General features: G+C 39.6%; 20 protein-coding genes and 1 pseudogene. 18 read left to right on the top strand and 3 right to left on the bottom strand.

The features are described 5' to 3' along the window. Positions 1-29 precede the first annotated feature (29 nt). The 3 genes from EHS13_RS24255 (at position 30) to EHS13_RS24245 (ending at position 3,187) form a co-directional block, all read left to right on the top strand. Positions 30-1,109 carry a glycoside hydrolase family 172 protein gene (locus tag EHS13_RS24255; protein WP_227013508.1) on the top strand — a complete coding sequence of 360 codons (1,080 nt, stop codon included), beginning with the start codon at positions 30-32 and terminating at the stop codon, positions 1,107-1,109. 78 nt (positions 1,110-1,187) lie between these two features. Continuing rightward, positions 1,188-2,249, top strand: coding sequence for an alpha/beta hydrolase family protein (locus tag EHS13_RS24250; protein ID WP_155702859.1), 1,062 nt, complete (start codon positions 1,188-1,190; stop codon positions 2,247-2,249). Then, positions 2,246-3,187: an alpha-L-fucosidase gene (locus tag EHS13_RS24245; RefSeq protein WP_155702858.1), complete on the top strand. Its 942-nt coding sequence runs from the start codon at positions 2,246-2,248 to the stop codon at positions 3,185-3,187. Before EHS13_RS24250 ends, EHS13_RS24245 begins: the two co-directional genes overlap by 4 nt. Before the next feature lie 3 nt (positions 3,188-3,190). Here EHS13_RS24245 and EHS13_RS24240 read toward each other — a convergent pair whose 3' ends face one another. Beyond that, complete coding sequence (locus tag EHS13_RS24240) at positions 3,191-4,057, bottom strand: helix-turn-helix domain-containing protein (RefSeq protein ID WP_155702857.1); 867 nt, start codon at positions 4,055-4,057, stop codon at positions 3,191-3,193. A gap of 216 nt (positions 4,058-4,273) precedes the next feature. On the opposite strand from EHS13_RS24240, the gene EHS13_RS24235 reads away from it, so the two are divergent. From EHS13_RS24235 to EHS13_RS24170, 14 genes are all read left to right on the top strand, one after another. After that, complete coding sequence (locus tag EHS13_RS24235; protein WP_227013507.1) at positions 4,274-5,095, top strand: sugar phosphate isomerase/epimerase family protein; 822 nt, start codon at positions 4,274-4,276, stop codon at positions 5,093-5,095. Beyond that, entirely contained in the window at positions 5,092-6,060 is a 969-nt protein-coding gene (locus EHS13_RS24230; protein ID WP_155702855.1) for a zinc-dependent alcohol dehydrogenase, read from the top strand. The genes EHS13_RS24235 and EHS13_RS24230 overlap by 4 nt, the downstream gene beginning before the upstream one ends. 1,158 nt (positions 6,061-7,218) lie before the next feature. After that, positions 7,219-8,946 carry a sensor histidine kinase gene (locus EHS13_RS24225; RefSeq protein ID WP_155702854.1) on the top strand — a complete coding sequence of 576 codons (1,728 nt, stop codon included), beginning with the start codon at positions 7,219-7,221 and terminating at the stop codon, positions 8,944-8,946. Further along, positions 8,936-9,979, top strand: coding sequence for a response regulator transcription factor (locus EHS13_RS24220; protein ID WP_155702853.1), 1,044 nt, complete (start codon positions 8,936-8,938; stop codon positions 9,977-9,979). The genes EHS13_RS24225 and EHS13_RS24220 overlap by 11 nt, the downstream gene beginning before the upstream one ends. Positions 9,980-10,204: 225 nt before the next feature. Then, complete coding sequence (locus EHS13_RS24215) at positions 10,205-11,878, top strand: type 2 periplasmic-binding domain-containing protein (protein ID WP_155702852.1); 1,674 nt, start codon at positions 10,205-10,207, stop codon at positions 11,876-11,878. 81 nt (positions 11,879-11,959) lie between these two features. Further along, positions 11,960-12,850 (top strand): ABC transporter permease, encoded by an 891-nt coding sequence (locus EHS13_RS24210; protein WP_155702851.1) that lies wholly within the window; start codon positions 11,960-11,962, stop codon positions 12,848-12,850. A 47-nt stretch (positions 12,851-12,897) separates the two neighbouring features. Continuing rightward, the gene (locus EHS13_RS24205) at positions 12,898-13,776 is read left to right on the top strand and encodes a carbohydrate ABC transporter permease (RefSeq protein WP_155702850.1); all 879 of its coding nucleotides are present in this window, start codon (positions 12,898-12,900) and stop codon (positions 13,774-13,776) included. Between the two features lie 31 nt (positions 13,777-13,807). Further along, positions 13,808-15,319, top strand: a complete 1,512-nt coding sequence (gene arfA / locus EHS13_RS24200) for an arabinosylfuranosidase ArfA (protein ID WP_155702849.1) — start codon at positions 13,808-13,810, stop codon at positions 15,317-15,319. A 27-nt stretch (positions 15,320-15,346) separates the two neighbouring features. Then, positions 15,347-17,449 (top strand): RICIN domain-containing protein, encoded by a 2,103-nt coding sequence (locus tag EHS13_RS24195; RefSeq protein WP_155702848.1) that lies wholly within the window; start codon positions 15,347-15,349, stop codon positions 17,447-17,449. A 206-nt stretch (positions 17,450-17,655) separates the two neighbouring features. Continuing rightward, positions 17,656-19,725 (top strand): beta-galactosidase, encoded by a 2,070-nt coding sequence (locus tag EHS13_RS24190; RefSeq protein ID WP_155702847.1) that lies wholly within the window; start codon positions 17,656-17,658, stop codon positions 19,723-19,725. Next, positions 19,722-20,420 carry a family 43 glycosylhydrolase gene (locus EHS13_RS24185; protein ID WP_155702846.1) on the top strand — a complete coding sequence of 233 codons (699 nt, stop codon included), beginning with the start codon at positions 19,722-19,724 and terminating at the stop codon, positions 20,418-20,420. The genes EHS13_RS24190 and EHS13_RS24185 overlap by 4 nt, the downstream gene beginning before the upstream one ends. Further along, positions 20,395-20,610, top strand: coding sequence for a hypothetical protein (locus EHS13_RS24180; protein ID WP_162463235.1), 216 nt, complete (start codon positions 20,395-20,397; stop codon positions 20,608-20,610). Before EHS13_RS24185 ends, EHS13_RS24180 begins: the two co-directional genes overlap by 26 nt. Positions 20,611-21,534: 924 nt before the next feature. Beyond that, positions 21,535-21,774 (top strand): hypothetical protein, encoded by a 240-nt coding sequence (locus EHS13_RS24175; protein WP_155702844.1) that lies wholly within the window; start codon positions 21,535-21,537, stop codon positions 21,772-21,774. A 253-nt stretch (positions 21,775-22,027) separates the two neighbouring features. Beyond that, on the top strand, positions 22,028-22,300 hold the full coding sequence (locus EHS13_RS24170; RefSeq protein WP_155702843.1) for a hypothetical protein: 273 nt from the start codon (positions 22,028-22,030) through the stop codon (positions 22,298-22,300). A 395-nt stretch (positions 22,301-22,695) separates the two neighbouring features. Here the strand turns inward: EHS13_RS24170 and EHS13_RS24165 are convergent. Next, positions 22,696-23,025 (bottom strand): annotated as a pseudogene (locus EHS13_RS24165) (IS1595 family transposase); the annotation flags it as partial. Positions 23,026-23,248: 223 nt separating this feature from the next. After that, positions 23,249-24,160, bottom strand: coding sequence for a winged helix-turn-helix domain-containing protein (locus tag EHS13_RS24160; RefSeq protein ID WP_162463233.1), 912 nt, complete (start codon positions 24,158-24,160; stop codon positions 23,249-23,251). A gap of 266 nt (positions 24,161-24,426) precedes the next feature. Here EHS13_RS24160 and EHS13_RS24155 point away from each other — a divergent pair, with 266 nt between their 5' ends. Further along, positions 24,427-25,233, top strand: coding sequence for an alpha/beta fold hydrolase (locus EHS13_RS24155; protein WP_162463232.1), 807 nt, complete (start codon positions 24,427-24,429; stop codon positions 25,231-25,233). The last annotated feature ends 404 nt before the right edge of the window (positions 25,234-25,637 follow it).

Raw genomic sequence — 25,637 nt, 5'->3', positions numbered from 1 at the left:
ATTTACTTAACATGTTCGTAGGTAGTGAAATGAGTATAGGCCTTGATAAGTTATTTTTGTTAGATAAATCGCGGACTCGATCGATTTCGGCTGAGAATCCTACTGGTGAAAAGGGGAAAGGCGGCATGGCTTTGCCGACGGAGGATACAGAATATCCAAACTCCTCTGCTGCGCTTGAATTGGGGCAAGGTTGGAAGGCGAGGCCTTTTTTAAAACCGAAAGCAGGCGAAACACTGACGATTATGGATATTGACGGTCCTGGAGTTATTCAACATATTTGGATGACCTCCGATATGAGCTTCAAGAAGGCTGGCAGAAGCTGTGTTCTCCGATTTTACTGGGACAATGAAGAAACGCCATCTGTTGAGGTTCCCATGTCGGATTTTTTTGCTGTCGGACATGATGAATTCGCTCCGATGAATTCAGCGGTCGTTATCGTTAATCCCCTGACAGCGCTGAATTGCTACTGGCAGATGCCTTTTCGCAAACATGCCAGGATAACCTTTACCAACGAATTAAATACAGATCTGGAACTACTGGCTTTTCAAATTACTTATGCCGAAACAGAGGTACCCGAGGATGCCGCTTATTCTCACGCTCAATGGCGACGCGGGGTGACGGAGAAATCACATCCAGAGTTTACAATTCTGGATGGTGTGCAAGGAAAGGGCAAATATGTAGGCACATTTTTGGCTTGGACGCAGCTTTCCGCAGGATGGTTTGGCGAAGGTGAAATCAAGTTCTTCATGGATGGCGATAAACAGTTTCCGACGATTTGCGGTACTGGAGTGGAGGATTATTTTTGCGGAAGCTGGGGATTTCCAGAAACCTACAGTACGCTTTATGCAGGCAATACTTTGCGATTAAAGGGTCTGGATGATCCGCAGAAATTTTCACCGCCTCAATGGAGTCTGTATCGTTGGCATATTATGGACCCGATTTGTTTTGAAGAGGAGCTGCGAGTGACTATTCAGTCATTGGGGTGGGGGCAAGATGGCAAATATCGACCGCTGGAAGACGATATCGCTTCGACAGCTTACTGGTATCAAACGGAACCTCATCAGAAATTTCCTGATTTTCCGAGTTATAAGGAAAGATGGCCTCGTTGAGTTAATAATGATAACTGAAGGACAGGTTGAATATGAATCATTCACCTGTCCTTACTTGTGAGAAGGGAATGATTCACATTGAAAAAATTTATAGAGCCTTTCCAGAACTCCAAATGGATTCGGGAGGATCAATACCTGCAGCTGGATACGTATTTGAATAAAAAACTTTTGCAGGCTGAAGAAAAGCGAGAGAATTACTTTCAACCGGATTTCAGTAGTGCTCAAAACTATGCGGCATCCTTGGGAGCCTATCGAGAAGATTTAAATGACCTCATCGGATATCCTCCATCTGCAGATGATAGGCAACCGAGCAGTCGGGAAATTTATGTGGGGGAGGACGAGCTTTGTCGAATTTATCGGTTATTTATCCATGCTGCAGATGGGTTGGAATGTTATGGCATATATATGGTTCCTAAAAAAACGAATGAGAAGGCCCCTCTTATGGTTTGCCTGCATGGATATGGCGGGTGTCCAGAGATGGTTTGCAATTTTGAAGGCACCTTTAACTATACGGACGCTGGAAGAAGATTCGTTGAGGAAGGCTATATTGTATTTGCCCCATTTTTAATATTTCGCAGCCATGTTGACAATGATGAGACTATAATTCCAGCTAATATGCGATTAATTATGGACGAGCGAGCCAAATGGGTAGGCAGCAGCCTGGTTGCAGTTGAACTGTTCAAGCTAAGGCGGGCGTTGGATGTCTTGGAATCCCGAACAGAAGTCGACTCCACTAACATGGGGGTGGCCGGTCTTTCTTACGGAGGTTTCTATGCACTGTTTCTTGCTGCGTTGGATGAGCGAATCCAGTTATGCATCAGTTCGGGCTATCTGAATGATCGTTTAGTTATTAATGAAAAATTGAATGATCATCTATTTGATTGGACTTGGAAAGGAGCGATCAATCGGTTCTCTGATGCAGAGATAGTGGGATTGATTTGCCCGCGTAAATGTATAATTGAATTTGGCATTCATGATGATTTGTTTCCAGTTGAAGGTGCGAGAAAAGTCATTTCAAAAGCAAGAACGTATTTTGATAGACTGGGTTTGAGTAAACAGCTGCAGTATATTGAATTTGATGGCGGACATGAATTTCATTTAGAAGAGGCAATCCAGAGCTTGCGGGAGGAAACAAGATGAACACAGATTGGTTTAAAGAAGCTCAATACGGTTTATTCGTCCACTATATGTCGGAATTGCAGAACCTAACCCCATTTAATCCGAAAGAATTTGACCGCGGCCTCCATCAAGATCAAGTAACGGACTGGAATACTTGTGTTAATGCTTTTAATGTCAATTTATTTGCCGAACAAGCTTCGCAAGCTGGCGCGGCCTATGTGATGTTTACGCTGGGACAATGCTCCGGTTATTTCTGTGCTCCCAACTCGATTTATGATGCCTATACCGGTCATGCGGCTGGTGAAAAATGCTCTGAACGAGATCTTATACTTGATTTGCATGAAGCGCTTGAGGCCAAAGGAATTAAATTGATGCTGTACTTGATTGCTCACTCCCCATATGGCGATCAGGAAGCAAGCGTTGCGCTTGGCAGCCCTGAGCTTGCGGCGAACGGTTATCATTATTTGCCCACTCCCGTTTTCCGTGATCGCTGGAGTGAAGTGATTAAAGAGTGGTCGGATCGTTACGGTTCGAAGATAGTCGGCTGGTGGTTCGATGGTTATTACAGTGATCTTTACTATAATGATGTTTACTGTATGACTTTAAGTAAAGCTGCCAAAAGCGGCAACTCCGACAGTATTGTCGCTTTCAATCCGGGTTTGGTTATCGTAAAGGCGACGATTGCAGACGATTATACAGCTGGAGAGCAAGCAGTTATGGAGTTATTTCCGGAAGACAGATGGGTGGATGGCATACAGTGGCATTGCTTAACGTTCCTTGGAGACTTCTGGGCTTATACCAACAACAAGCTGCCAGACGAAGAAGTGGTACAGTATGTTAAAAACTGCACGGATAAACAAGGTGTTGTAACCCTCGATGTCGGCGTGTACAGGGACGGATCGATTTCGCCTGAACAAATGGGGTTTCTGAAGAATCTCAAAGAAGCCATAAGAGGATAAGGATTAAGTAAGATCCCTCATATCCATTAATTCCTGATGTGCTTTACGCGCTTGAGAGGGCGTTTTATGAAAGTATTTCCGGAATTCCCTGCTAAAATGGTAAGTATTGCTGAATCCCGTTTCTTCAGCAACCTTGGAAACCGATCTATCCGAATAACACAATAAACGGTAGGCTTCGTTCAGGCGGATAGATTTTAAGTAATCCATTGGTGTTTTCCGGAAGTGCTTTTTAAAAAAATGGAAGAAGGCTGAACGGGACATTGGCATAAGCGGAATTAAGTCATCCATTGTAATGGAAGTTGCCAGATGATCTTTGATATATGTGAAAACCGGGACAACAGATTGGTAAATTTGATAATTGATAAGTTCATCATCAGGTGGGCGGCTTATAGTTAATAAGATATTTAACAGCCGAGATGTAAGTTCATTACGCTGTAATAAATTGTTTATTGCATGCTTTTTTGTGGAGATATCCTTCAAATGAATTAATCCTGCAATTATTGCACCTATCTGCTGACCCGTGTCTTTGTCTGCTTTTAAAGGCAGGGTAAAAACAGAAAAAATATCTATGGTATCAAAAAGCATAAACTCGAGATGGATAAACTGAAAAGACATGGTTGGTTTATGGGGCTCACTTCTATGGGTAATCTTTAACGGTACATTAGACGGGGAGAGAAAGACCTCATTCTGAGATGCTGTGATTTTACCCATAGGTGAGGCAACCTCATATTCACCAGTAATGGCCTGTGCTGCAATTACAAAAGGTACTGTTTTCTCGTGAGTGAAACCGTCATTCGCAAAACCGCTTCCCACTTCTGCAAACCTCAATTTAATCATATTTTCCGGAAAATTCCCCCACAAATACATCATCTCACACTCCTCTTCGCCCTTATCATAACAGAATTTTGCTAGGATTTATTAATTATATAAATTGTAAATTCTGGTGGGTTGGATTTTCAGATACAATCTTGCGATTATTGGACATTTAAATTTAGCGGATTAAAGCTTATTTTTAACTAGTAAGGATCACTTATACATAATTTAAGAAAGGTGTGAAAAAGAATGAGGCTTGGTGGACTAATATTCGTGGATACAAAGGATCCCCTTGAGTGGGTGAGAGCACACAAAGCTGCCGGCTATACAACTGCATACTCTCCAGATATCGATAGCGGGGATGAAAGCTTGATTCAAAGCTATAGAAAGGAAGCAGAAAAAGCCGACTTGCTAATTGCTGAGGTTGGGGCTTGGTGCAATCCACTTGACACCGATGATGCCAGACGGTTAAAGGCAATAAGTTATTGCCAAGAAAGGCTTAATTATGCTGAAAAACTGGGCGCTCGTTGCTGCGTTAATATAGCTGGGGCACGAGGCGAGATTTCGAATGGAGCTTATGCAGATAATTTGACTGAAGATACATTTGCATTGATTGTCGATACCGTTCGCAGCATCATAGATGCAGTTAATCCTCAGCAAACTTTTTATACGTTGGAAACTATGCAATGGGTATTCCCGGATTCTGCTGATAGCTATGTAAGATTAATTAGAGCAATCGACCGCAAAGGCTTTGCTGTTCATCTTGATCCTGTAAATTTAATTATATCTCCTAGAACATATTTTCAGAATGCAGCATTATTGACGGAGTGTTTCGCTAAATTAGGATCTTATGTAAAAAGCTGTCATGCCAAGGATGTTAAGCTTACTACACACTCGAGCTTTCATTTAGACGAAGTTATTCCAGGGTCAGGTGCATTGGATTATCGGGTATTTCTACAGCAATTAAACGGACTGCATAGGGATACGCCGTTGATGCTGGAGCATTTAAATTCAGAAGCAGAATATAGTATAGCTGCTGATTATATTCGAAGTGTAGCTAAAGAAGCTGGAATTGAAATGGGGGTCTACAAATGAATTATGCAATAACCATGACTGAATTTGCAAAAGCGGAATTGCTTGAAGTCTCTCAAATCGGGGAGCCTGATGTAGATGAAATCGCTTCAGAGACCCTGTTTAGCTTAATCAGTCCGGGCACCGAATTAAATTGGGGATTTTTTGGGGAACCACCTTTTCCGAAACCTTCTGGTTATGCGACTGTTAGCAAAGTTATTCAGATAGGCGATCATGTGAAGGATATTAAGGTAGGAGATATCATTTTTTCAATGGGAAATCACAGCTTGCGGCAAATGCTTAAAGCAGATTGGACATTACCATTACCAGCGGGCTTGGATGAATGGAAAGGGGCTATTGCACGGTTAATGGGAGTGAGCATGACAACTTTAACAACCACCCATGCTCGTCCAGGTGATCGTGTGCTAGTAATGGGGGCGGGCCCGGTTGGATTCTTGGCTGCACATATATTTAGAATATCCGGTTATGAGGTAACGGTTTGCGACCCAGACGAGGAGCGACTTCAAGCTTTAAGGCTATCCGGTATAAACAATGTGTATTCTTCCATTTCCGCACAGGATCCGAAACTCCTTCCATTTGCTTTAGTGCTGGAATGTTCAGGACATGAACAAGCTATATTGGATGGATTGCGCTCTGTTCAGATGCGGGGTGAGGTAGTCATGATTGGAGTGCCGTGGAAAAAGCGTACCGAACACTCCGCACATGACATTGCCTGGGAGGTGTTTCATAAATATGCTGTCTTAAGAAGCGGATGGGAATGGGAGCTTCCGGCCTTCTCTAATGAACGGCAACCACATAGCATTTTTTCGAATATTCAAATCGCTGCCAAGTGGCTGCAAGAAGGTAGAATTTCATTAGAAGGTCTCATTCGAAAGGTCTCCCCTCGTGATGCGCAAAACGTCTATCAGGGATTGGCTGAACGTACTTACAAAGAGTTGTTTATAGTATTTGATTGGTCGCAAATATAAGTGAATGACATATGTGAAACAAAAGGACAGCTTTCATCGAGTCATTACGATTCACCCAAGTCATGCAGCCTCGTCCCGCCAGATGGTAGCAGAGTCAGGTGATTTTGAGGTGAAACGAAAAAAAAACCTAGCCGTGACCGCGAGGCCAGAGTCCATATAGCAGGAACAACTTTAGGATTTCGGTTCGTAGGAGGACCAAATGGAGAGTTTCATCAGCGATAGGTAGCTGCTATGTCCGGTTTGCAGCATGTCCAAGCAGGTAATCCTGTTGGTCCTGTTTGCTTCCCTTTTAAAAGGTTTTGATATTGGAAATGTAGATTGGAAGCATAATATTGCCGATCGCAGAACCATAAGTATGCTAATAGTTTAAATTGGTGTCATAAGATTGCTCTTAGTCAGGTGAGATTTTCTTAAACAGGGGTTCACCAGTTAAACTATATTATCTTTAAATAGCGATCCGCTAAAGAACTCTATTTTCCACTAAATTTGGGTTGGCAATATATTTTATGCATCATTAAAGAACTTAATTAATATTATTACCTTTCTGAGAAGTTGAAAAAAACCGGTAAATCAACACTCCCATTAAAGAACTCTATTTTCCTGGATTAATATATTGATCCGGGAAAATAGAGTTCTTTAATGGAAAATAAAGATGTTTAATGAAAAATAGAGTTCTTTAACAACTAAGTCTACCTAGTTTATGATGTTTAGGGACATAATTATTGGAATACAAAATGGTATTAGCTTATAAAATGTTTAACGAATATCATAGTATAATAAAAAACCGTTCCTCAGTCATTTTATGACTAAAGGAACGGTTTTTTATTCGCTGAAAGTATGAGCATTTCAACCAATGTGGAATAGTTGTCATTTAAACGATGAGGTATGACTGACAAAAATATTAAAAGCTTTTTAAACCTACGTATTTATAGGCAGGCTCGTTTTAGAAGCAACAATAAATGATTTATTTCAAGATGCCGCAACAGATAAACGTACTTCATAGGTACATTGCTGCGTACTACGCTGTTCTTCCAAGCGCCTGGTTTGACCATCAGCTATGCAAGTATATCTGACCAATTTCTTGACAGCACATAACATGTCGAATATTGTCTAATTAATAGATAAATTTTATTTTACTATTAGTAGGAGTGAAGTGGTATGGTTGTTCGTTATTTTCCCAAAGGTCGATTTTGGCCCAAGACACTTAAGAACAGATTAGGCATTTTACTGCTTGTTTCGACGTTGATACCGATTATTTTGATTGGCTATATTTCATATTATTACATTTATGTCGTCCAAGTTAAGAAAATCAATGATGATATGCAGAGCTTTGTTAAAACCGAGCGGATGGAAATCGAAAAGCTACTGAATGATATGAACAGTGTCTCGCAATTGCTGGTTGTGGATGGCGGTGTGGGTAGGGATGTGGTTGATTTCTTATCTGAAAATGATGGATTTCAGCAAGCCTTGTTATTCAAGAATGTGAACAAATCGTTAGTAAATATCTATTCTTCTAATCCTAATTTAGGTGCTGTCTTTTATTACTTTCCGAGCTTAAACGAGCCTGTACAATTTACAAATATAGATTCGGTTGAAAATTTTTCAATGGAGAGTCTCCCAGTTCTCTATCCAGCAAATTTACTTTCGTATTACGGTCCTCATCCAAGCATGAATAAACAGGATTCAAATTTAGTGTTTTCACTGATTCGCAAGCTTGAGGATGATCAGGGCAATGCTTTTTACGTTTATCTGGAAACCAAACTTGGAGCTAATTTGAAGAGTCTGTTCACCAGTGAAATACTGGGTTTGAAGCTTATTCATAGAATAAATAGCTTTGACGGCAAGGAGCTTTTTAATAACCGGCAAATGGTTTTTGGCAATGCTGAACAGCCAGATCCTAACCTACGTTCGTTTGTATCCACAAGTGCAGCGGGTTGGCAATTAGTGATTTCTGTAAGAGAATCAGACTATAGACAAGAAATTGTCAAGTGGCGAAATCAATTCATGATTGTTGCATTTGGCTCTCTTTTAGTAAGCTTATTGTTAGGATGGTTGATCTGGCGGATGATCAGTCGCCCCTTACATCAGATGAATCAGGCTATTAACCAGTTTAGTCTTAACCTAAATGATCAATCCACCATTCAATTTGATTTATTGGAATTCCAGCATCTGTATGGTAATTTTCAATTAATGCGGAATCGAATTTTTGAATTGATTGCTGAGGTGGAGAATAAGGAAAAGCAGCGTGGGCAACTAGAAGTGGAGAAGCTGCTTGTGCAGATTAATCCTCATTTTATTCATAATACCTTGAACACAATTCAGTGGCTTGCTCGAATGCATGGGAAGAGCGATATTGTCGACTTAGTGACTATTTTTACACGTGTACTGCACTATAATTTAGGTAAAAATAGTATCATAGTAACAGTCTCCGAGGAGATAGAGGCGGTTTGTGATTATATTAACCTGCAGAGCATTCGTTATGATTATACCTTCAATGTGCAAATTCATGTGGATCCAGCAACTGAAGGGATTCCGCTGCCGCGTTTTGTGCTTCAACCGCTTGTAGAGAATGCCCTCTACCACGGGATGACGAATGATGAAGGACGCATTGATGTTCATGTTGAATTAGTGGAAAATGGACGTATCTCTTTAACTGTTTCGGATAACGGCAAAGGAATAACAGCTGAGAAGTTGGAGCAAATGCTGCTTGAAGATACCCAAAAAGAAAAAATTGGTTTAGGGATTGGCTTAAGGTATGTTCGCAAAATGCTAGACACTTATTATGGCCAACAGGCTAAAATGGAGATTACCAGTAAGCTGAATGAAGGCACTCGCATTGCGCTTGTAATTCCTAATCGGATTGAGGAGGCACCAAATGACCATTAATGCCTTGATTGTGGATGATGAAAGCATTGTAAGAAAGGGTCTACGGCATATGGTACCATGGGATAAGTTTGGCATTGCTATTGTAGGAGAAGCATCTTCCGCTGATAAGGCTTTGGAGTTTCTCGCGCTCAATCCAGTAAAGTTATTATTTACGGATATTACAATGCCTGGAATGAGTGGTTTAGAGTTGCTAGAGCAGGTGTCTGAACGTTACCCTGAATTAATGACTGTGATTCTAACCTGTCATCAGGATTTTGAATATATTCAAGAAGCCTTAAGACTAGGCGCTATTGATTATATCGTGAAGACCCAACTGGAAAATCTGGAGCAATTACTGACTAGAATTGTCATTCGCATAAATAACCAAGCAGCAAGACAAGCTCATGTTGAAGTTGAAAAGATGACTCAGCCTTCAGTAATCGGAAGCGATTTAAAGGAAATAAACGAATTATGGAGTTCCTTGCAGTGGATCATGAATGACACTTACTTTAAAAGCATGGTAGCAGCAGTTGAGCAATTGCCAGATAAGGACAGAACAGTGGTTGCGCTTAAAGCATATCAGGAATGGCGAGAAAAGCTGCCTTTTGCTCTGCCGCAAGAACTACAGCAAGATCTAGCTGAAACATCGTTTCATAAGTGGATTGAGATGCTGCAAACCAATAGAGATGCAATCAAACAAAAGCTGCTAAAAAGCGGTTATTCGGAGGATATTATTCAATCTATTCTCAAGTCTGTCAGTTATATGAATCATCATGTGGGGCGACGGCTCAATCAAAACGAGATTTGCATTGAAGTGAACATGAGCAAAAGCTACTTTAGTAAAAGCTTTAAGGATATTATGGATATCTCATTCTTTACTTATCTGCAGGAAGTCCATATTCGTTATGCCAAAACACTGCTTACCTCAACAAATCAACCGATCTATACGATCGCAGAAAAATGCGGTTTTCTCGATGAAAAATATTTTAGTAAAGTATTCAAATTAAAAATCGGCCAACTCCCAAGTGAATATCGGCAATCTAATCGAGACTAACTGAATCATCTAAATCTAAGCCGCTCCTATGCGGTTTTTATTTTTCAAAAAAACAATACGAATTTTATTGCTGGATGGGTAGAATATTCTGTTATAGCTCCATTCTGCACAATTTATTCCTCCTTTCGGAGTAAATTCCTCGTTCCCGTCTTTTGCAGAAGAAGCATTATGATAAGTACAGAGCTAAATTAGAGCTCGTAGACAACAACTATTGGGGGAAGAAGAATGAAGAAAACATTAGCAATCCTTATGGCAAGTGCGCTTGTTTTATTAAGCGCTTGCAGCAGCAAATCAGATAATAGTACGGCAACAAGCACACCAGCAGCAACTGCTCAGGAGTCATCAGCTGCATCTGCAGCACCCGCCGAACAGGCTGATCCATACGCTCCAATGAAAGACACAGTCACCATTACAATTGCAAAAGAAGCTGCAGCTGCTCCCAAGCTCGGAAAAGGTTCAACCGTAGAAGACAACGATTTGACGAAGTATATTTCCAAAAAATTAAATATTAAATATGTAGATGCTTGGCAAGCAACAAATGTTCAAGACGCTTATAGACAAAAGGTTAGTATTGCCCTAGCAAGCAACGAAATACCGGATACGCTAGTTGTAGATAAACAACAGCTGGTACAAATGGTGAATGCAGGACTGCTTGAAGATTTAACAGCAGCTTACACTAACTATGCATCTCCGGATTTGAAAGCATCTTATGATTCCACAGGCGGGTATAGCCTTAAGTCAGCTACTTTTGATGGCAAGCTTATGGGCATTCCGAATGTGAGTCCAGGTGCTGATGGAGTGAACCTACTTTGGTTGCGTCAAGACTGGATGGATGAGTTGGGATTAAAAGGGCCTCAAACCTTAGATGATATCAACGCCATTATTGAGACTTTTAAAAGCAAGAAAGGTGCGCTTGGTCTGCTTGGAAATTCAGGGCAAATCGTCAATGTTGGAGGAAATAGTATTTATGGCTTTGATTCCATTTTTAGCTCATTCGGTGCTTTTCCTCAACTATGGTATAAGAATGATCAAGGCGAAGTAGTCTATGGTTCGGTACAACCCGAAGTCAAAACGGCACTGGCTAAACTGAGTGAAATGTATAAAGCAGGTCTGATTGATAAGGAATTTGCCATTAAGAAAACCCAACAATCCGATGAAGCAGTAGCAAGTGGCAAGGCTGGGGTTCTGTTTGGTCCTTGGTGGATTTCCTACTTGTTTGGTGATTCAATGAAACAGGATCCCAAAGCAAACTGGGTTCCTTATGCAGCGCCAATCGGTAAAGACGGTAAGATGAACACCCATATGATGGCGCCAAGCGTAAATTATCTGGTGGTTAAGAAGGGCTTTAAAAACCCAGAAGCTGTTGTCAAAACGGTGAATGTTCAGCACGATATTGATCAAATGAATCTGGACCAGATGAAGAAAGATGGCATTATTGTCAACGATCCTGAATACCAATGGCAGCTAATGCCTTTCTCTATTCTACTTAGCAATTACGACGATAAAGAAAAGAAAGCTATTGCTGTACAAAGTGTGATTGATGGCAAAACAACGGCGGATACCTTAAAGGGCGAATCTGTTCAAATATATCAAGCCTATGTGAATGAGAAGGCAAATCCTAAGAAGGATTTTTATGCCTGGGCTCAAAAAACCGCTAATCTGGATGGCGCATCTAAGCTTGAAGGAGATAATATCACGAAAAAGATTGGTGTATTTTATGATCAAACCGATACCATGCGCACTAAGTGGGTTAATCTGAAGAAACTTGAAGATGAAGCTTATCTGAAAATTATCTTAGGAAGCGCATCTGTTGATACGTTTGATACATTTGTAAGCAAATGGAAGCAACAAGGTGGAGATCAAATAACAAAAGAAGTAATCGAAGCGACACAAAAATAAATTGATAAATGCTTAAACAGGTGGAAGGGGAGTCAACTTTCAATTCCACCTGCCTTTGTAGAAAGGAGAATACAGAAAGACATGCGAAGACAGAAGGATATTTTGCAATATCACATTATGTTGTTTCCTGGAATGGTGTTTCTACTTATATTCAGCATCCTGCCCTTGTTTGGTACCGTTATTGCCTTTCAGGATTTCATTCCTGCCAAAGGAATATGGCATTCAAATTGGGTCGGATTTGATAATTTCACGTATATGTTTCAGCTTGATGACAGTAAACAAATCTTTTTTAACACGCTCTATATTTCGCTAATGAAGATTATTTTGAATTTATTGATCCCTGTTGCTGCTGCTATTTTATTGCATGAATTGCTCTTTTTAAAGCTTAAGCGCTGGATTCAAACGATCATTTATTTTCCGCATTTTATGTCTTGGGTTATTCTGGCTGGGATTTTATCAGATATGCTTTCGGCTAACGGGATCTTTAATCATATTATTCAGTGGTTCGGCGGAGAACCGATTCTTTTTATGGGCAGTAACTTTTGGTTTCCGCTTGTGATTATTGGAAGTGATGTTTGGAAGGAATTTGGCTTTAACGCGATTATCTTTCTGGCAGCTCTCACAGCAATTAATCCGGCTTTATATGAGGCTGCTGAGATTGATGGAGCCAACCGAATGCGGAAAATATGGAGTGTTACCCTGCCGGGTATCATGCCAACAATCGTGTTAATCGCTACACTAAATATCGGTCAAGTATTGAATGCTGGCTTTGAACAAATCCTCAATCTCTATAGTCCGCTTGTATACTCTTCCGGTGATATTATTGATACCTATGTCTATCGGGTTGGTTTATTGGAATCTCAATATGGTTTGGCAACTGCAGTAGGCAGCTTGAAGTCATTTATTGGGTTTGTACTCATTTTTATTTCTTACAGACTTGCCGCAAAGTATGCCAATTATCGCATATTCTAGCGCTTGAGATATGTTGGTTTACTTGAATTTGAAAGGAAGGCAATTTTATGAATCTATTCAAGCATCGTAGAGTTGGACTTTCCGATCTGATGCTGATGGCAGTCGCATGCCTTATTTCCTTAATGTGTCTGCTTCCGCTTATCTACATTTTATCGCTTTCTCTAAGCGATAAATCTGCTGCAACAGCTGGCTTGGTGACTTTTTTACCGGTTGATTTTACTTGGAGCTCTTATACTTATTTGCTGCGGGAACATGGTTTCTATTTGGCCTTTATGGTTTCAGTAAAACGAGTATTAATCGGCTGTTCCATTAACTTTATTCTTACCATCTTGATGGCATACCCCTTAGCGAAAGAAAAATCAGAATTCAAGAGCCGGAATATCTATATGTGGGTCATCCTGGTTACTATGTTATTCAATGGGGGCTTGATTCCATGGTACATGGTTGTAAAATCTCTACACTTGACTAATACGATCTGGGCACTTACTCTACCGCTTGCCGTTCCTGTGTTTAACGTTATTTTGCTGATGAATTTCTTTAGGGGTTTGCCCAAGGAAATTAGCGAAGCTGCTGCAATTGACGGATCTGGACCTTGGCGCTTGCTGCTTACTATCTTCTTGCCATTATCTCTTCCTGCTGTGGCGACAGTTACCTTATTTAGTTTCATCAATCATTGGAATGCCTTTTTCGATGGACTTATCCTGATAAATACACAATCAAAAATCCCACTTCAAACCTATATACAACAACTTGTTATTCCTCAGCCCAATAATCTGACAAGGCCGGAGGACATAGTAAATCTGCTGTCCCAACGTACAACCAATGCAGCAAAGATAGTGGTAACGATGCTTCCTATCCTTCTAGTATATCCATTTCTGCAAAAATATTTTGTAGGCGGGATTACACTTGGATCCGTTAAAGAATAAGAATTCGAATTAAGAGCGAGGGGAACAAACGATGGCGCAAAAAATAGCAAATGTAATACTAGACAAGGATTTTTCTATTGGTACAGTAGACAGTCGGATATACGGTTCATTTATCGAACATATCGGGCGTACAGTTTATGGTGGAATATATGAGCCAAATGATCCCAGTTCAGATGAAAATGGTTTTCGTCGGGATGTTATTGCATTAATTAAAGAATTAAATGTTCCGATTATCAGGTATCCAGGTGGGAATTTTGTTTCTGGTTATAACTGGGAGGACGGAGTTGGTCCAAGAGAAAGTAGAAAACGGCGGCTCGAACTTGCTTGGAATACTGTAGAAACTAATGAATTTGGTTTGAATGAATTTATGAAATGGTCCAAGCTAGCTAATACTGATGTGATTATGGCTGTTAATCTAGGAACGCGTGGAGTTAATGAAGCGCGTGAGCTTGTCGAATACTGCAATCATCCTTCTGGCACTTACTTGAGTGATTTAAGAGTTTCACATGGTTTTAAAGAGCCCTATGCTATCAAAACATGGTGCTTGGGCAATGAGCAGGATAATCATCCGCAGATAGGTTATAAAACAGCAACGGAGTACGGTCGCATCGCTGCCGAGGCGGCAAAGGTAATGAAATGGGTAGACCCGCGTATTGAGTTAGTTGCCTGTGGAAGTACAAATGGAAATATGCCAACCTTCCCACAATGGGATGCGACCGTACTTGAGCACACTTACGACCACATTGAATATCTATCATTACATTCCTATTACTGGAAGAAGGATGGCGATACGGCCAGTTACTTAGCGTCTTCTGTAGAAATGGATGCTTACATTCGTTCAGTGATTTCGACCTGCGATTACATGAAGGCAAAGAAAAGAAGTAAAAAAACGATTAACCTCTCTTTTGATGAATGGAATGTGACCAGGCAGTGGGGTGAGGACCATTTTGAACCGTGGTCGATAGCTCCTCCAGCTGGTGAACATATTTATTCCCTTGAAGATGCTATTGTAGGAGCGAGTATGTTGATTTCACTGCTTAAGCATGCTGATCGCATCAAGATCGGCTGCCAAGCGCAATTAGTCAATTTTATTGCTCCCATCATGGCTAGACCTGGCGGAGAAGCGTGGAGGCAGACAATTTTTTATCCTTATTTACATGCTTCTTTGTATGGTAGGGGAACCGTGTTAAACCCGGTTATATCCTCGCCATTATCGGATTGTAAGGAATTTACAGATGTTCCGCTGTTGGAGACCGTATCCATTTGGAATAAAGAAATGGAAGCATTGACAATATTTGCGCTTAATCGTGACCAGGTTGATTCCCTTCAATTTAAATGTGATGTCAGAAACTTCGCAGGTTACAAAATTATTGAACATATCGTCCTTGAAAACCAAGATGATCAAGATGCAAGCAATACATTTGAGAATCCCAATCAAGTCTTGCCTCATAATAAAGGCAATGCTTCTATAGATAATGGAATGATTACTGCTGAATTATTCAAGCTTTCCTGGCATGTCATTCGATTGGCCAAGGTTGTGTAAATCATTAGAAAAGGGAGATGTTCAGAAATGATGAAAAGAGCAGGAAAGAAAAAGATTATGATGTTGATTATGTCATTGGTAATGATTGTTGGATTAGTATCTCAGTCAGCGTTTGCTGCAAACAATCAAGTGGATTTTTTTAAACCCGTCAATTCAAAAACAGATGAGCCTTGGGGATCTGTGTACCCGCGAGCGATTGAGTTGAAGAATAGCGGAGCAGCTAATGGAACTTTAATCAATACTTTTCAAGCCGTTCCAGCCACTGGTGTGCCAGCCGTTTTCCCCGTTTATAAAAGTACAGATGGCGGCACCACATGGATTCACCTTTCTGATATAAGCGATACCCAGAACGGAGGCTGGTATTTCTGGTCAAGTCCAACCATCTATGAATTGCCTGCGGCATTGGGGAGTTTGCCAGCCGGAACCTTGCTTGCAGCAGGACAGCTTGTAGATGGACCTGATCATTTTACGCGCCAAAAGATGGAGTTATATAAAAGCACCGATCATGGCGCTACCTGGTCGTATTTGAGTACATTGGTAGATTTGCCGTGGGTAGTTGGTCAAATGGTCTGGGAAGCGTCTTTATTTATGGATGGCAGCACTCTTATTTTCTACCTTTCAGATGAGACCGATTATGTGAACCACAGCCAAAAAATTGACCATATGACTTCAACTAATGGTACTACATGGAGTGCAAGAACAGATGATGTAGCGGTTGCAACTACTTCTTTGCGACCAGGCATGCCCAATGTAGCTAAAATGGGAAATGGCCAGTATATCATGACATATGAGGTAGTAGGAACAGGTTCGGCTGGGCGAATTTATTATAAAATATCTAATAGCGCAACAAGCTGGAATCCTACGAATTTGGGCACGCTCCTCGCACCAATTGGGATGAGCACCATACCAGAAAGCTCCCCGTATGTGGTTTGGACACCAACGGGAGGTCCGAACGGGATGGTTATCATATCAGCACGATTGACGGTTAATTCCGATAATCGAGGTGGAGAAAATTACGTCAATTATAATTATGGCGTTGGTCCATGGTACCGCATGTCTCCGGTTATTCCATATACCTCAGGTACTTGGGCCTCTAACAACCACGCTGGCTATAGCCGTAATTTGGTATTATCGGCAGATTTGCAAACCTTGTATCATTTTACGGATGCCAATTATAACTTTAATACAGGATTGTTCCTAAAAGAAAGTGTAGCGAGCACCAAGTTGGGTATCCTTGCAGGTCAATCTTATAAGCTGGTTTCGAAGCAAACGGGTAAAGCATTGACTGTGGCAAGTCAATCTACAGCTGATGGTGCGATTGCTATTATCTCAGATGACGTTGAGAATCCGGGGCAAGAATTCGAGTTTATTGCAAACGGTGACGGCACTTATCATATTAAAAATTCGCATGGCGGTAAAATGCTGGCGGTTAACGGTAATTCTACTGCGCAAAGTGTGGGCATTATCCAATGGAGCAGTGATAGTCTTTGCGGAGAAAAATGGACGCTTGATCAGCAAACTACAGGCGAATTCAAGATTCGCAATAGCTGTGCCAATATGCTGCTTGATGTAAGGAGTGCTGGAACGGCAAATGGAACAGTTGTCCAATCCTATGCAGATGGAGGACAGCTGGCTAATCAGCTCTGGGCGATAGTTTACGCCAATACACCTGTTCAATCCGGGGCAACATATAAATTAATTAATCCAAACAGCGAGAAAGGTCTTGATGTTTCTGGAGCAGGAACAACAGACGGCACGAACGTGCAAGTTTGGGACGACTACACCTTTGTATCTCAGAAATGGACAGTTACCCAGCTATCAGACGGTACTTATAAAGTAGTTAATCCGAACAGCGGCAAGGCACTGGATGTTAGCGGTGCAGGAACTGCAGACGGAACAAATGTACAAATATGGACCGATTACAACGGATCACCTGGTCAAAAGTGGAATATTGTTTACATTGGTAAAGGCTTGTATAAGCTAATCAATCCGAATAGTGGCAAGGCGCTTGATGTTAATGGCGCTGGCATTACTAATGGAACTAACGTGCAAATTTGGACCGATTTAAACGGAAGTGTCGCTCAAGCAGCAGGCAAAGGTCAGCAATGGAGTTTGACAAAGATAAATTAAAGCTTGGATGTAGGTATTCAATAAACGCTCTTGTGAAAAATAACAATATTACTTCTCACAGCATCTGCTAATTTGAATAGTGCGACTATTGCATGCGCAATTATAGCACTAACCTATGTTTGGTTGTAATGCTCAATGTCGCCGGTTCGTTAGACGAATCGGCTTTCTTATGAACGAATTGATATTAGGTTTGGAGGAATGGACTAATGGTTGCGAAAAAATTGACTTTAGATACATTTGAGTTGGGTGCTTGTTATTATCCTGAACAATGGCCAGAAGAGCTATGGGCGGATGACTTTCGGAGAATGAAGGAATTAAACTTCTCGGTTATTCGTGTTGCGGAGTTTGCCTGGACTATATTTGAGCCAACGGAGGGCAGCTTTCAATTTGATTTATTTGATAGAGCTATAGATTTGGCCCATCACTTTGGATTAAAGGTAATCTTAGGTACTCCGACAGCAACTCCACCTGTATGGTTAACACATAGATATCCGGAAGTATTAAATGTTTCTAATGAAGGCGTTACATATCATCATGGAATGAGACGCCATTATAATTACAGTAGTCCCATTTATCGTAGTTTGTGCGCGCGGATTACACGAGAAATGGCTATGCATTATCACAATCATCCTGCAGTGATCGGCTGGCAAATCGATAATGAGCTGAATTGTGAAATCAATGTGTTTTATGCCGAAGTAGATCATATCGCATTTCGTAGATGGCTTATAGAAATATATAAGGATTTAACAAAGCTGAATCTTGCTTGGGGTGCAGTCTTCTGGAATCAAAGTTATACTAGCTGGGATCAAGTTCATTTAACACGACCCTCTGTATCCGATTCGCCAAACCCCCATCAAGCTTTAGATGAAAAGCGATTTATTTCCGATAATACCATTTCGTTTGCAAAACTGCAGGCGGATATTCTGCGTGAAGTCGCACCGCTTCAGTGGGTTACAACCAACGGTATATTTGGCCATTTGGATAGCCATAAAATGACGAATGACTTGTTGGATTTTATTTCTTATGACTCTTATCCACTTTTTGCAACAACTGAAACTAGCTCGGATCTAAATCCTTTGCAAGATCGCAAATGGGGTTTAAATTTAAGTATGGTTCGCGCTATTTCCGCTCAATTCTGTGTAATGGAACAGCAGTCTGGACCAGGGGGATGGGTAAATCGAATTGAACTACCTTCACCAAGACCAGGGCAAATGCGCTTATGGACCTATCAATCGATCGCACATGGTGCTGATATGTTGTTATATTTTCGTTGGCGTACAGCGACAATGGGCACAGAAATTTATTGGCATGGTATTAATGATTATCACAATCTACCTAATCGTAGAGTGGAAGAAGTCGCGAGGGTAGGTCGTGAGCTTGCAAGTGTAGGTAAATTAATTGTTAGAACAAGCTTCAAAGCAGATATAGCAATAGTTAAAGATTATGACAACGAGTGGGATGGTGAGCTAGACACTTGGCATGGTCCAATGGAGAAGAAAAGCCTTGTTGCATGGTATAAATCACTCCAATATCGTCATATTCCCGTAGATATTCTAACCTACCGTATTGAAACAACTCTAGAAGATTTACTTCAGTACAAGACATTAGTTTACCCGCATCCTACGATAATGACAGATGAGTGTGCAAGACTTTTTGAGGACTATGTCTCACAAGGTGGGACAGTAATTTTTGGCTGCAGAACAGGTTATAAAAACATTCATGGCCATTGCAATATGGCTGCCTTTCCAGGTCCAGTTGCTGAATTATGCGGAATTACCGTTGAAGATTTTACATTAATTAAAGGAATCTATAAGGCTCCTCCCATTAAATGGCGGGATCAAGATAACATTAAAGCTACACATGCGGATATGTTTAATGACATTATTCGGGTCCAATCACCTACTGTTGAGATCGTTGCGGAGTATGCTGCTGAATATTATGCTGGAAAACCTGCACTAACTAAAAATAGTTTTGGTCAAGGTTTCGCTTGGTATTATGGAGCGGCATTTAATGAGTCGGTGGTAGGGGAAATTATTAAGAGTCTTAAACTGAAACCTCCAATAGAAGCAATATGTGATGTCCCTTGGCAGGTTGAGGTTGCCATTCGTGAATCTAAGGAATCTTCATTTATTTTCCTGCTCAATTATAGCGATCAAGCAGAGACTTTATTTTTTAAGCAGAAGGTTTATGATATATTGAATGAGCGATGGCTAACGGGTGAGGTTGAAATTATAGCATTTGATGTCATCATTATCAAATTGGAGAGACAACCGTGAATATTGAAATGAGATTGGATAATCCTGTAATTCAGGGCAATTGGGCAGATCCATTTGTATTAAAAGATGGCGAGGACTATTACCTATACCCGACGAAAGATAGCACGGATTGGTCATATGCTAAATTCCATGTATTTTATAGTAAGGATCTCATTAATTGGGATGGACCGCACTTAGCGCTTGATTTACAATGGGTTCAATGGGCAAGTCAGAGTGCTTGGGCTCCCTGTGTAGGTAAATTTAATGGAAAGTATTCCATGTATTTCTCTGCTGAATCTCAGATCGGTGTGGCCGTTTCAGACTCGCCGCTGGGTCCATTCGTGGATTTGCTAGGGGTACCTTTAATAGGATCAGACGCGTATGGCTGTCAAAGTATTGATGCCGATTTGTTTATAGACGAAGACAATCAGCCCTACCTGTTATGGGGGCAAGGAAAGTGTTGGATCGTGCCGCTTGAGGATGATATGAGTACGTTTAAAGCTGAACCTGTATTGCTCTCGGAGCAAATTTATCTGTCTAAGGGGAAGGATGCTTCCAAGGAAGATAAAACCGTATATAACGAAGGTCCGCATTTGCAAAAATATCAGGGAAAGTATTGGCTAACCTGGAGTAATTATGATACACGAGATCCGCTTTACCAAGTAGCCTATGGATTTAGCGACAAAATTTATGGGCCATACCAAGTGCCTGTTTGACAACCGTATGACAGCTGCTTCTAAAAAAATATTCGGAACCGGGCACGCTTCAATGGTTTTCTATAATGAGCAATGGCTTTTGTTTTATCATCGTTTAGTCAATCCAAAGCTGTCAAAGCTGCGTGAGATTTGCTGCAGCCCGATTCAATTCAATGATGGAAAACCTATTGTAAACGTGGATGCAGAATAATTTGAACTAAGTTGAGGTGGCACACTGTGCCATCTTTTTTGTCCCTGATCTAAAATCCATTATATGAGTTAGTGAAAAATTTAGTTCATAAAGCTGAAGTGAAGAGAAAAATGGAAAGGTTTTAATGATATTTTCCCTTAAGAATTATTACTTTTTACAATTAATAATTTTAGTTAATTCTTGTTTACAGTAGGCATACTGCGCATTATGATCATCAGTGTTCTGACAGTGGATAGAAGGTGAATAGCATAATAAACATACATTATGTGTTATTGTAAAGTTTATGGTGTCATTAAAGATCTTTATTTTCCACTAATTTTGGGATGGTAATTTAACATTGTACCTCATTAAAGAACTTAATATTTTTTTGCAGTATTTTGAAAAATGAAAAATGCCCTCTAAATCAACATTCCCATTAAAGAACTCTATTTTCCTCGGTCAAAAAGTGATCAGGGAAAATAAAGATCTTTACTGGCAAATAGAGTTGTTTACTGGCAAATAAAGTTGTTTACTGGTAAATAAAGATCTTTACTGAAAAATAGAGTTGTTTAATTATTTTAACCTCATGCAGGCTAGATCAGTATTTTGTGATATCGAAGACGGCTTGTTTGATTATTGACACAAGCTTTTGTCGGTTATACAGTTGTAATGGTTGGCTGACTGCGCGTCGTTGGGCATTGGAATGATAAGGATAAACCAAGAAATTTAGTGCAAAGCGTTTCTTTTGAGAAAAAGACTCTTCGGGGTCTTTTTTTGTGTTGTTTTATAATAAAGTTTTTTAATTTTTCCATCATGGCCGTTGAACTAACTGGCAGTATAGCGCAACCAAGTAATAAAGAAATCGACTAAGTATGAGAGAGACTAACAACGGTATTACCTTGTCTTATTGGTTTAATTACAGGCAATAGGGGAGTGTATTTTTATATGAAAGAGTTAGTTTGGGAAGTAAAAATCCATTGTAAGAAATGTAATACTGACACTAAGCTAATTGACCCGCCAGAGTTATCCTCCAAAAACGGTTGGATAAAAAAGAAGGCAAAATCTATTTCCGATTTACCACCAATGGAATTACTAGTGGCACCTAATTTTTCCTGTGCCAAATGCCACTCAATAGAAGTTAAATACCATATTGAATTGATTGAACTAAAATACGAAACACAATAGTGGAAAGAAGCAGATTGCAGCGGCAGTCTGCTTTTTTCCATTAAAGTAACGGGCAGTTTAGTGGGGTTGAATTCCGTTGTTGCTGTTTCTGCAATGTATTCATGATCAGATGAAGCGTTAAGGACCAGAGGCGTTAAAAAATCAAACGGTATTCAACTAGCGGGCGTTATCTTAACAATTCGAAAAGGAAGGTATTATAATATAAGATGTCGAAAGTTAAATTTGTAAGTAACTAGAACTGGAGGGGTTTTTTATGAATAAAGGTAATTCGCTGATTATTGGATTTTCGATTCTATTAGGATTTGCAATTTTAGGGTTGTTTGTAATGTTGACATTTGGTGGAAAAACCTCCGCAGGGGTAAGTAATGCATCAACTACGGAAAGGTATGAAATGATTACGGTAAATAAAAATAATATGATAATATTTGACAAACAAAGCGGAGAATTTTGGAGGAAGTTTATTTCCGATAGTGAAGGTCCAACAGAGTGGGTGAAAGAGTCCTCTCCAATTTCGAATGCTAAGTAAGAACGAAAACTATACATTAAGCTAACAAAACACAATAGTTGAGGAGCTTGCTTGGTCGCGTTTCTTTTTGGCTTTCTGTAATTAGTATGTTGATTTGTTTGTCTGATTACTTGGGAAGTGGTATGGCGAATATAGTCCTTGTTCGATTTAATCCCGTTATAGATGCAATTAAATTTACTGAACCATTTAAAAACTGGATGATTGATGCTAATGATACGAAATGGGCGATGGATAGTGCCTTAATTAGTCTTCGATTTCCAGCTTACTTGATACACTTCGGAACTTTTCTTTTGGTGGGACTTATAATAGATTATTTTATCCACATTTTCAAACGAAAGCAGAGCCGATAATGGTTTTGCTTTTTTTAGTACATTTTTAACGAAACACAGCCATCTTCAAACTACATTCCTCATGGTTGCAGTTGTTGTGAAGTTGGGACGTTTGCAAGATTCCACCACCATCGTTCTCCTGCGTAGCTTTTTTTCCAATTGCTTATGTGATTCTAAGAATCGGAACCAAAACAAGTAGTTGTCGATGTATTTTGTGCCAACACCATTGAATCTTTCCATCCACTTTTTTAAACGTTGGTGGTATGCATTCACATGTTGAATATGATAAATACCTTTCTTCACTCGAACGCCTTTGTTAGCGTTTAAAATTTCGTGAGGTATCCCTTTCTTTTTGGCAAACGATTTGTAATTAGTTGCAGAATGGCTACACAACAAAAGCAACAATAATTTAGAAAAAAGCCTTGTTTTAATAATTAAATAGAATAAATTAATTAGATAGAAAGTCTAATAATATTATTTATAACCGCAATTAAATCAAGGTAAAATTCAAAAGTTATTCTTTTTTTTCGTTGCTGTTCCTAATCGGCACTGTATCATGATCAGATGAAACATCACTGACCTTAGCGGCATTAATGGGCAAGATTGCGTAAATAAAGAATTAATGTTGATTAAATAAAAATACATTGAGTTTTTCTTTTATTTCAGGAATGAACGATTTACGAGTACTGGCGAGGAACGTTTGTCCTCCATCGGCTATATGAATTCTAACTAGTCCACCTGCACGCAAAGTCATAATGTGATGATGAATGTTTCCCTTAGCACCGCCGATCTGTTTTAAAACATCTGTAAAGGTGAATGCCCCTGTAGAAAGAAATTGTAGGATTTCAAGTCTTTTGCGATCAGACAAACATTTTCCCATATTTACGATATCTTTTAGGTTTGAACGGTCAACTTGAATTGGAAACCAAACGAATAAGTTTTCCTTCAATATACTGAAAGTGTGCAATGGACTAAAGTGAATTGAAGGAATGAGGTGAACGTACTTTATCTCTTTCATTTCAATCTGAAGTCCTGATGCAAAATTTTCGACTATGACTGCAGGGGAAATCTTATCGTTAATAGCTTGTGTTACGGCTTCGCTTGCTTTTTTTAAATGATGGAGATTGGCTTGTGATTGGAAATACTGAACATTCCACTCGGAAATGAAGTACACAAATAAATCGCGTTGTTTTTCAAGTTCCAGTAGAATAGTAGAATCTCTTTCCCTTAAATGTGGTGCAAGCGATTCATACATTTGTGTTGCTGACAAAGATTTTAACCACTCTAAAAAAGTGTTGATCTGATGGTTTTCCTGGCATTGCTCAATAAAGACACAAGCGACGTCACCGAATGCAAGTTCCTCAAAAGTGTCTATTTCCTTTTTGAATTCGCTTGTCAACTTCTCATCAACCTCTTGTATCCATTCAGTTCCTTTGTCTAAATACTTCAGATTGGCTCTTCTTTTATAAAGAAGAAAACTTAAGAGTAGTTCATATACAATTGAATCGGCTGCTCTAACAATATAAGCCATTTTTAACCCTCCTGATCTTAAACAATAAGAAAAGCATAACATACTTTATGTCTCGCGAACAATAAAATTTGTTCAATACATATTTACTTTTTAATTTAGTTCAATTATTATTGAACTAAATCCTAACGTTATAAGTTGGAATGGTTAAGGTGCTAAATGTACATGCGATTTTTGTTAGATCGATTCACACTGCAAAATAAGTTCAGTTCCCGTTTAACTATTTATGTTTTTTTATTTAGGATAAAAAAAATTAGGAGATGATGAGGATGGAGATTTCGAAGCAAAAAGGATTTATAAATGTTAAGGGTACAGATATTTATTATGAATCAGCAGGAGAAGGTGAAGCACTCGTCCTACTTCACGGATTCCCATTGGACAGTCGCATGTGGGACCCTCAAATGGATATGCTATCCAAGAAGTTCCAAGTTATTCGCTTTGATATTAGGGGGCTCGGGAAAACAATTGACCCTGGATTAACGTTTACTCTTTTTGATGATATCAGTTCTCTGCTTCAAAAGTTGCAAATAAAGAGTGCGAATTTTTTAGGTTGCTCATTTGGAGGCTATATGGGGATAGAATTTGTCTTGGCATATCCAAAAATGGCACACCGTCTAATCCTTGTTTCCTCAGGAGGCTTCTTGCCAGTTTCTGAGGACATGCAACTACAAAATAAAAGGTTTCGCGAAGAATGGACTTTGGGAAATATCGATGAAGCATTAGATATAAACTTACATTTACTTTTAGATGGTCCCGATCAAGAAATAGGGAGAGTTCAAACAAATAGGTTATGGTTAAAAGAAATATATCGTGAAATTTATAGCAAAGAACTATCTCAGAACAGACCCACTTGGCTTGATCCTCATCCAAGTGGACGCTTAGCTGAAGTAAACGTGCCGACATTAGTAATTTCAGGGGAATTAGACCATTTCGATTATAAAAAAACAGCAGATATGTTAGCCGCCAATATCCCAAATGCGAAACACATAACGTTTAACAAATCGGCACATTTCCCTAACATTGATAGTCCAAATGAATTTAATGATACAATAGTATCATTTTTGCGAAATAACTAAAGAAACACTAACTAAGTAAAGAAAAAATAATCAATTTCTGTTGGATTGAAAGCAAAATTTATCAGAGGAGCATTGCTATTCTGCAGTTCCTCTATTTTATTGAAGTGAGGGGCTTGCTTTGTTGAAGCTCCTTTTTCGTACGAGTAAGATAATTAAATTAGAAACGGGAAATTTTTTTGAATTAATGATTAAATAGAATAAATTAATTAAACTAATAATTCTTTTAATATTATTTATAACCGAAATAAACAAGTGAAATTCAAAAGTTATTCGCTTTTTTTTCGTTGCTGTACCTAATCGGCAATGTATACGTGATCAGATGAAGCCTCAAGGGGTCTAACCGACATGGATGGGCAGAATTCAATAAATTACTTTATTTTTGTTCTTTTACTAGCAGGAAAAAT

Origin of the sequence: Paenibacillus psychroresistens (assembly GCF_009728935.1) — a bacterium.
Lineage (GTDB): Bacteria > Bacillota > Bacilli > Paenibacillales > NBRC-103111 > Paenibacillus_AC > Paenibacillus_AC psychroresistens.
The sequence above is the reverse complement of the archived record's forward strand: the minus strand, read 5'-3'. Positions and strand labels throughout refer to the sequence as shown.